1 protein-coding gene is annotated in these 2,500 nt (G+C 66.8%); it reads left to right on the forward strand.

The features are described 5' to 3' along the window. Window positions 1–2,500 (forward strand): amino acid adenylation domain-containing protein (locus tag ACFWP7_RS42495; RefSeq protein ID WP_384393991.1); only part of this gene is annotated, 2,500 nt, incomplete at both ends.

Consider the following 2,500-nt stretch of genomic DNA (forward strand, 5'->3'; position numbering starts at 1 on the left):
TGGAGATGCTGGGGCGGGTGCGGGAGGCGGGGCTTGGTGCGTTCGCGCATCAGGATGTGCCGTTCGAGCGGCTGGTGGAGGAACTCGCGCCGGTGCGTTCGCTGGCACGGCACCCGCTGTTCCAGGTCATGCTGACGCTCCAGAACAACGCGCGTGCGGCGTTGGACCTGCCCGGCGTGCGGAGCGGTGGACTGTCTGCGGGAGCAGGTGCGTCCGGAATGGCGTCGGTGAAGTTCGACCTGGAGGTGAACGCGGCCGAGGTTTTCGACGCGCAGGCGGCGCCGACCGGTCTGCGGGGAGTGTTGGTCGCGTCGGCGGATCTGTTCGACGTCGAGTCGGCTGAGCGGATAGCCGACCGACTGCGGCGTGTTGTTGAACAGCTGATTGCCGCGCCGGGGGCGCGGTTGTCTGCGGTGGATGTGTTGGGTGAGGTCGAGCGTCGTCGGGTTTTGGTGGAGTGGAACGACACGGCGGGTGTGGTGTCGGATGTTTTGGTGCCGGAGCAGTTTGCCCAGTGTGTGGCGGCTGATCCTGGTGCTGTTGCGGTGGTGTTTGAGGGTGTGGGGGTGTCGTACGGGGACCTGGACGTTCAGGCGAACCGGCTGGCGCATGTCCTTGGGGCGCGGGGTGTCGGTCTGGAGTCGGTGGTGGGGTTGTGCCTGCCGCGGGGTGTCGACATGGTCGTGGCGATCCTGGGTGTGTGGAAGGCGGGTGCCGCCTACGTCCCGCTGGATCCCGAATACCCCGTTGAGCGCCTGGAGTTCGTGGTCGCTGACGCCGGGGTCGAGATCGTGGTCGAGACGGCCGGTTCGGCCGGTGGGCTGGGCGCGCGTCAGGTGATGGCGCTGGATGACCCGGCGGTGGAGGCTGCCCTTGCGGGAGCGGCGTCGTCGGCGCCTGCGATTCGTGTCGCCGGCGATCAGGTGGCGTATGTGATCTATACGTCGGGTTCGACGGGGCGGCCCAAGGGTGTGCAGGCGACGCATGGTGGTGTGGCGAATCTTGCGGGTGCGTTGCGACCTGAGCTGGGAGTTGCTCCTGGCATGCGGGTTCTGCAGTTCGCGTCGTTCAGTTTTGATGCGTCGGTGCTGGACGTGGCCGCGACGCTTTCTGGTGGCGGCACCTTGGTCGTGGCTGGGGCTGCTGAGCGTGCGGATGTGGCGCTGTTGACGGATCTGGTGCGTGGGGCGGGTGTGGAGGCGGCGAGTGTGGTGCCTTCGCTGTTGGGGGTGTTGGACCCGGGGCGTGTGCCGGGGTTGGTGCGGTTGGTGGTGGGGGCTGAGGCGATTTCGGCGGAGCAGGCTGTTGCGTGGTCTCGGGGTCGTCGTCTGGTGAACACGTATGGGCCGACCGAGGCGACAGTGATGGTCACGGCTGGTGTGGTGGATGGTTGTGGTGCGGTGGTGCCGATGGGTGCGCCGATTGCCAATACGCGGTTGTTTGTGCTGGATGAGCGTCTGGCGCCGGTGCCGGTGGGCGTGGCAGGGGACCTGTATGTGTCTGGGGCCGGTCTCGCGCAGGGCTATGTGGGGCGTCGTGCGCTGACGGCTGAGCGGTTTGTGGCGTGCCCGTTTGCGGGTGTGGGTGAGCGGATGTATCGGACGGGTGACCGGGCTCGGTGGACTGCGGATGGGCAGTTGGTGTTCGCGGGGCGTGTGGATGAGCAGGTGAAGATCCGTGGGTTCCGGGTGGAGCCGGGTGAGGTGCAGGCGGTTTTGGAGGCGCACCCGGGGGTTGCTCAGGCGGCGGTGATTGCGCGGGAGGACACGGCGGGTGACAGGCGGCTGGTCGCTTACGTCGTTGCGGCTGGTGATGGCCAGGGTCTCGAACTGTCTACCTCTGCGCGGGAGTTTGTGGCGGAGCGGCTTCCGTCGTACATGGTTCCGTCTGTGGTGGTGGTGCTTGATGTGTTGCCGTTGACGGTGAATGGCAAGTTGGATCGTGGGGCGTTGCCGGTTCCGGAGTATGCGTCCGGTGGTGGTCGGGGTCCGGTGTCGGTGCAGGAGGAGATCCTGTGCGGTGCGTTTGCGGAGGTTTTGGGTCTGTCGTCCGTTGGTGTGGATGATGACTTCTTTGCGTTGGGTGGGCATTCGCTGTTGGCGGTGTCGTTGGTGGAGCGGTTGCGGGGCCGGGGTGTGTCGGTGTCGGTGCGGGCGTTGTTCCGGTCGCCGACGCCGGCGGGGTTGGCGGTGGCGGCGAGTCCGGAGGAGGTGGTGGTTCCGGCGAATCTGATTCCTGAGGGTGCGGTGGCGATTACGCCGGGGATGCTGTCATTGGTGGAGTTGGACGAGGCCGAGATCGGGCGGTTGGCCGCGCAGGTTCAGGGTGGCGCCGCGAATGTGGCGGATGTGTATCCGCTCGCCCCGCTCCAAGAGGGCATCTTCTTCCACCACTTGGTGGAAGACGGAGGTACGGACACCTACGTGGTCCCCACAGTGCTGGAGTTCGACTCGCGGGAGCGGCTGGATGCGTTCCTGGGTGCGCTGCAGAGCGTGGTGGA

Source organism: Streptomyces sp. NPDC058470, from assembly GCF_042721055.1.
GTDB lineage: Bacteria > Actinomycetota > Actinomycetes > Streptomycetales > Streptomycetaceae > Streptomyces.